We start from the raw sequence: 6,000 nt of genomic DNA on the forward strand, positions 1-6,000 counted from the left end.
CAGGGATACGGAGGTCTGCGCGCGGGGGGAAGGTCTAGCGGACCCTGGAGGCGGCGACGGGGCTGACCCTGACGACTCCGGCGAGGTTGCGCCGGCTCACAGGGACGATCTTGACCACGTCGCCCGTGCGGGGCGCGTGCAACATCTTCCCGTCGCCCCAGTAGATCGCCACGTGGGAGATGTAGGCGGGGTTGGTCGGGTCGTTGCGCCAGAAGAGCAGGTCACCGGGCTGCGCCTGCGACAGCGGCACCTGCGGCCCCGTCACCCACTGCTGGTGGGTCACCCGCGGCATCCGCACCCCCGCCTGGGCGAAGGCCCACTGGACCAGGCCGGAGCAGTCGAAGGTGTCGGGCCCCTCGGCGCCCCACACGTAGGGCCTGCCGAGCTTGGACACGGCCGCCTTCAGCGCCGCCGTGAGCTGCTCGCCCGTCATGAACGAGCCGGCCGGCCAGTTCTGCTTGACCTTCTGCGGCGGCGGCAGGACCGGGTTGACCATGACCGCCTGCGTACCCTTGGGCAGCTGGGCGAGGATCCGGTCACGCAGCTTGGCGGAGTTGGTCTTGGGCGCGCTGACGATGAGCGCGTTGTCGTGCGGCAGCCCCAGCGTACGGCCGACGTCCTTGGACACGACCGCGTCGACCGCGCCGAAACCGGTGGTGGCGTAGGCGCCGATGCGCAGCGGCCCCGCCGGGCCCGCCACCCGGCGGTGCAGCGAGAGCCCGCCGTCGTTGCCCAGCACGAACGACACCGCCACGTCCCCGGCCGCGACGTTCTGCCACAACGCGTCGGAGGCGGCGGTCACCTTGGGAGTGAAGGCCCGGAACGTGGACGGGTCGACCGCGAGTGTCTGCACCCGCTTGCCGTCGAGCGTGACGGACGCCGCGTCGGCCAGCTCGAGCGCCCGCACGCCGCGCAGCTTGGCCACCTTCTCTAACTGCTGCCGCGTGAACGGCTTGCGGGAGAGCACGAACAGGTTGGGCTTGTGCAGCTTGCTCAGCGGCGCCACCGGCTGGACGGTCCTCACCGGCGGTGGTTGCTCCTGGGGCCGGCTGGGCTGGGGCCGCTGCTGGGCCATGAGCGTCTGCTCGGGCTCGGCCCGCACGACGGCGGGCCTGTCCTGGAACTGTGCGAGCAGCAGCACGTCGGCGGTCAGCACCGCGACCAGCGCCACCACGATGAACGGCACCAGTTTGTACGTGTCGCGCCGCTTACGCGACTTGACCAGAAAGCTGAGGTCCTGCCGAATCCCGGATGAATGCGAAAAGTCCGCCGGGCCAACGTGGGCCCGGCGGTCGTTGTCCATGGGATTCAGTTGCCGATGTACGGCACAGCCTCGAGAATCTCGACGGTGTTCTGGCGCCCGTTGGGCAGGGCGTAGGTCGCCTTCTCACCGATCTTCTTGCCGTTGATCGCCGCCCCGAGCGGGGACTTGGGCGAGTAGACGTCGATCGGCGCTCCGCTCTCCTCGCGGGAGGCGAGCAGGAAGGTCACCTCGTCGTCGTCACCGACGAACCTGATGGTGACGGTCATGCCGGGGCCCACCACACCCTCGGCCTTGGGGGCCTCTCCGACCTGGGCATTGTCGAGGATCTGACGGAGATGGAAGATGCGGGCCTCCATCTTGCCCTGCTCGTCCTTGGCGGCGTGGTAGCCGCCGTTCTCGCGCAGGTCACCCTCTTCCCGGGCGGCCTCGATCTTCTTGGCGATGTCGACGCGCCCGGGGCCCGAGAGATACTCGTACTCCGCCTTCAGGCGGTCGTACGCCTCCTGCGTCAGCCATGTGACGTTCTCATCGCGAGAGTCGGCCACGGGTTCTCCTTGCTTGCCTAGGGGGCCCTGAGGTCACTTGAGGTTACGTACGGTTGAATTGCGAAAGGCTAACAAGTCAGTCGCTCCAACGCTTCCCCAAATGTCTCACTATACGAGATTGCAGTACTGGATGTGGACGGAAGTGGCCTGACCGCTGGTGTCGAGGCTCTCCTTGAGCTGCTTACTACCCTCACCAGCCGGGATTCTTACTTCCTTGCTGCCGACTTCCCCATGATTGACATCCAGCGCCCGCAGGCGACAGACAGCCACTCTATCGTCTGGCTTGTACACCTCAAAGGTGATCTCCGCGCGGGTCGGGCCGTCCACGTTGAACGTCACGACCTGCGACGGCGCACCCGAGCCGCCCGCCGTCATCGACCACATCACGTAGCCCCATCCACCGGCGATGATGGCCACCAGCACGCCGATCACGAGGTGCACGACGAGCCGCCCCCTTCGCCTTGGACGATCGGGGAAGTCGTCGGGTGTGCCGAGAACGGGTCCGTTCTCGACATCTCTGGTGGCCATGGCGGAATCTCCCTGCACTCCCTCAGCGTTATCCGAGACAATTGTCGCCCGCGGGGGGAGTGCCCTCGCGACCGCCCAGCAGAAACTAACCTCTCTGGGTGACTGACCGGTCCGTTGAGGAGATCCCGCCCGTGAGTGCACCGTTGAGGTTGATGGCCGTCCACGCCCACCCTGATGACGAGTCGAGCAAGGGCGCCGCCACGATGGCGCGCTATGTGCGTGAAGGTGTCGACGTGCTGGTGTGCACGCTCACCGGCGGCGAACGCGGATCAGTGCTCAACCCCAAGATGGACCGCCCCGAGATCGTTGCCAACATCGGGGAGGTCCGCAGGGCCGAGATGGAGCGGGCGCGCGAGATCCTGGGCGTCGAGCAGCGTTTCATGGGCTTCGTCGACTCCGGCCTGCCGGAGAACGAAGAGGAGGAGCTGCCCGAGGGCTGCTTCGCCGTGCAGAAGCTGGAGGACGCCGCCGCCCCGCTGGTGGCGGCCGTACGCGACTTCAGGCCACACGTGATCATCACGTACGACGACGACGGCGGCTACCCCCACCCCGACCACATCATGACCAACAAGGTCTCCGTCGAGGCGTTCGAGGCGGCCGGCGACCCCGACCGCTATCCCGGCGCCGGCGACCCGTGGCAGCCGCTGAAGCTCTACTACCACATGGGGTTCACCAAGGAGCGCTTCGAGGCGCTGCACGAGGCGATGAACGAGCGCGGCCTCGGCTCCCCCTACGGCGACTGGATCTCCCGCTGGGAGGACCGCCCCGCCAAGTGGCCGGTCACCACGCGGGTGCCGTGCGGCGACTACTTCCAGATCCGCGACGAGGCCCTGCTGGCGCACGCCACCCAGGTCGACCCCGACGGCTTCTGGTTCGTCTGCCCGCGCGAGCTGCAGCAGGAGATCTGGCCGACCGAGGACTACCACCTGGCGCGCTCGCTGGTCGACACCGGGCTGCCCGAGGACGACCTGTTCGCCGGCATCCACGCCGACGACGTCTCGCCCGCCTGCCACTGACCGGAGCATGGGGTGCCGGTGGCAGACTGGAGGTGTGACCCTCCTAGCAGCTGGTGATGTGAGTCCGGGTGTGCTCGGCTTCGCCGTCGTGGCCCTCATCGGGCTGGCGCTCTATTTCCTGATCAAGTCGATGAACAAGCAGATGACGAAGATCCAGGTGCCGCACGAAGGCGACACGACCGAGAAGAAGGCCGAGTAGATGCCGGTGGACGTGGTCGACAACCCGACGCAGAACCGCTTCGAGATTCACGTGGACGGCAAGGTCGCCGGGTTCGCCGACTACCGCCTGCTGCCCACGAAGATCGTTTTCACGCACACCGAGGTGCTGCCGGAGTTCCAGGGGCAGGGGCTGGCAGGCAAGCTGACCGGCCACGCGCTGCAGGTGAGCGCCGACACCGGCCTGCGCATCGTGCCGCTCTGCCCCTACGTCGCCCGATACATCGAGCGCCACCCCGAGTTCCAGGACATCACCGACGCCCGCTGAGCCTCACTCGGCGGGCGACCAGGCACGTTCGAGCGCCTTCGGCAACCCCCACCAGCCCAGCGGGGTGAGCACGTCGTCCTCGTCGACGATGCCGAGATAGCCCCACAGGCTCACCACCGGCGCGAACAACCCCTCGGTGGCGCCGAGATCCTCGCCGTCCTGCTCGTCGACGTCGATGTCCTCCGACTCCGCGATGAGCCGCGCGATCCGCTCGGGCGAGGCCAGCACCCCCGGCCCGAGCCTGGCCAGCGCCGCCACCCCGGCCAGCCAGTCGGCGCACTGGATGGCGTGGAGATGGACCAGCGTCGCGTCCTCCATGCCGATCTCCCCGTCGAGATCGGCGAACTCCTCCAGCAGGTCGCCGTTCTCCAGCAGGTCGGAGACGGGACCCACGACGCCCGCCGCCACGGTCAGCCACAGGTCCTGGTCGTCGTCGGGCATCGGCTGCTCATCGAAGCCGGCGCAGGCCCGCAACACGTCGGCGGGATAGCCGGGCAGGGCGAGCAGCGCGCGCAGGCGTACGGCGGCCGCCTCCAGCTCGTCGGCGGGCAGGTCGGGCTGCCTGGGCAGGCCCGCGATGATGCGCCGCAGCTCGGACAGCGCGAAGGCCTCCTCCTCGTCCCAGGCGGAGAACACCTCCTCGTCCTGCTCGTCGCTGACCGCGAAGCCGGGCACCCTGCCGTCGGGCAGCGGCGTGCTCAGCCAGTGTTCCTGCAGCTCCTCATAGGCCCTGCGGGCCTCGGGGGCGCCCTCGGCCAGCGCGTCGGGATCGATCTCCCCCGACACGACCCGCTCCTCCAGGAAGGCCACCAGGCGGGCGAACATCTCGGCCGCCACGGGCCCGCGCTCGTTCTCCTCGGGCCAGACGAAGTAGCTGGGCGTCATGAGGATCGGCTCGGTGCCGGTGGACTCGATCCAGCGCTGGACGTCGCCCACGGTGGCCACGCCTGACTCGATCGACCGGAGCGTGGCCTTGGCGGACTCCCAGAACGGGCGGGAGAGCGGGTTGCCCGCCGACATCATCGCGCGCCGCAGGTCGGGCAGCGCCACCAGCGCCACCCCCGAGGGCACGGCCAGCAGCGCCCGTGCCACGTCCCTGCGCGTGAGCGCGGTCACCGGGCGGCCCGCCTGCCGGCAGACGAAATCCATGTCCACGTCCATCAGAGTCTTCCGAGGGGACCGTCGCCTTGAGGTGACGGGGGAATCGGGAGTGGGAGGGCCGTCAAGGCCTGAGTGTGCCCTGACCTGTCAGGTCTGCGCATCACAGATGTTCTTCCCGGTTTTGTCGGCGCCAGCCGATATCGTGATGATGTCATTACCGAACGTGATGGGAGGTGGGTGTGCGCAGGTCGTTCAAATTCCTGCTGCGCCCCACCACCCGGCAGGCGGCGGCGCTGGCGGCGTGCCTGGAAGACCACCGCACGCTCTACAACGCCGCTCTGGAGCACCGCCGCACCGCCTACGCCAGGGCGGGCGTGAGCGTCCGCTATGGCGATCAGTCGGCCGAGCTGAAACACATCCGCGCCGATGATGCGGACGGGCAGGGGCGTTGGTCGTTCTCCTCCCAGCAGGCCACCCTGCGACGGCTCGACAAGGCGTTTCGCGCGTTCTTCGACCGGGTCAAGGCCGGACGCGCGCCGGGTTTCCCGCGTTTCAAGGGGCGTGGCCGGTTCGACACGGTCGAGTGGCCGAAGGACGGCGACGGCTGCCGGTGGGACTCCCAGCCCGGCCACCCCACCACGACCTACGTGCGCCTTCAGGGTGTCGGGCATGTCCGCGTCCACCGGCACCGGACCGTGCGCGGCCGGGTGAAGACGATCGCGGTGAAGCGGGAAGGCAACCGGTGGTTCGTGGTGCTGTCGTGCGACGACGTGCCCGCCGAATCGCTGCCCGTCACCGGCGCGGTCGCGGGGATCGACATGGGCGTGGCGTCCCTCGTCACGACCAGCGAAGGGCAGCATCTGAGCAACCCCCGCCACCTGGCCGCGTCCGCTGACCGGCTGGCGGACGCGCAGCGGGCTCTGGCCCGGAAGGAACGGGGCTCCAAGCGGCGGCGCAAGGCGGTGGCCCGCGTGGCCGCGCTGCACGCCAAGGTGCGCAGGCAACGTCTGGACGGCGCGCACAAGGCCGCGCTCGCCCTGGTGGCCGCCTATGACGTGATCG

Annotated in this window: 8 protein-coding genes; 4 read left to right on the plus strand and 4 right to left on the minus strand. The window is 69.0% G+C overall.

The genetic code is table 11. The features are described from left to right. Positions 1 to 34: 34 nt before the first annotated feature. The 3 genes from ABGA98_RS38150 to ABGA98_RS38160 form a co-directional block, all read right to left on the minus strand. Entirely contained in the window at positions 35 to 1,303 is a 1,269-nt protein-coding gene (locus ABGA98_RS38150; protein WP_347623314.1) for an NlpC/P60 family protein, read from the minus strand. 5 nt (positions 1,304 to 1,308) lie between these two features. Further along, entirely contained in the window at positions 1,309 to 1,809 is a 501-nt protein-coding gene (gene greA, locus ABGA98_RS38155; protein ID WP_132328896.1) for a transcription elongation factor GreA, read from the minus strand. Between the two features lie 108 nt (positions 1,810 to 1,917). Next, positions 1,918 to 2,337: a DUF4307 domain-containing protein gene (locus ABGA98_RS38160; protein WP_347623315.1), complete on the minus strand. Its 420-nt coding sequence runs from the start codon at positions 2,335 to 2,337 to the stop codon at positions 1,918 to 1,920. A gap of 131 nt (positions 2,338 to 2,468) precedes the next feature. On the opposite strand from ABGA98_RS38160, the gene mca reads away from it, so the two are divergent. From mca to ABGA98_RS38175, 3 genes are read left to right on the plus strand one after another with little or no spacing between them, the layout of a single operon-like run. Continuing rightward, a complete protein-coding gene (gene mca, locus ABGA98_RS38165) occupies positions 2,469 to 3,353 on the plus strand; it encodes a mycothiol conjugate amidase Mca (RefSeq protein ID WP_347623316.1) in 885 nt (294 codons plus the stop codon). Between the two features lie 34 nt (positions 3,354 to 3,387). Continuing rightward, positions 3,388 to 3,552 (plus strand): hypothetical protein, encoded by a 165-nt coding sequence (locus tag ABGA98_RS38170; RefSeq protein WP_347623317.1) that lies wholly within the window; start codon positions 3,388 to 3,390, stop codon positions 3,550 to 3,552. Beyond that, positions 3,553 to 3,837 (plus strand): GNAT family N-acetyltransferase, encoded by a 285-nt coding sequence (locus ABGA98_RS38175; RefSeq protein WP_347623318.1) that lies wholly within the window; start codon positions 3,553 to 3,555, stop codon positions 3,835 to 3,837. 3 nt (positions 3,838 to 3,840) lie between these two features. Here ABGA98_RS38175 and ABGA98_RS38180 read toward each other — a convergent pair whose 3' ends face one another. Beyond that, on the minus strand, positions 3,841 to 4,998 hold the full coding sequence (locus ABGA98_RS38180; protein ID WP_347623319.1) for a hypothetical protein: 1,158 nt from the start codon (positions 4,996 to 4,998) through the stop codon (positions 3,841 to 3,843). 179 nt (positions 4,999 to 5,177) lie between these two features. Here ABGA98_RS38180 and ABGA98_RS38185 point away from each other — a divergent pair. Continuing rightward, the coding region (locus ABGA98_RS38185; protein WP_347623320.1) for a transposase at positions 5,178 to 6,000 on the plus strand (823 nt) is incomplete at its 3' end.

The sequence above is a fragment of the Nonomuraea sp. B1E8 genome (assembly GCF_039871515.1).
GTDB lineage: Bacteria > Actinomycetota > Actinomycetes > Streptosporangiales > Streptosporangiaceae > Nonomuraea.

Excerpts from the sequence above, each read along its gene's own strand:
- ABGA98_RS38150 (WP_347623314.1), bottom strand. The coding sequence starts at position 1,303 with ATGGACAACGACCGCCGGGCCCACGTTGGCCCGGCGGACTTTTCGCAT.
- ABGA98_RS38160 (WP_347623315.1), bottom strand. The coding sequence starts at position 2,337 with ATGGCCACCAGAGATGTCGAGAACGGACCCGTTCTCGGCACACCCGAC.
- ABGA98_RS38175 (WP_347623318.1), top strand. The coding sequence starts at position 3,553 with ATGCCGGTGGACGTGGTCGACAACCCGACGCAGAACCGCTTCGAGATT.
- ABGA98_RS38180 (WP_347623319.1), bottom strand. The coding sequence starts at position 4,998 with ATGGACGTGGACATGGATTTCGTCTGCCGGCAGGCGGGCCGCCCGGTG.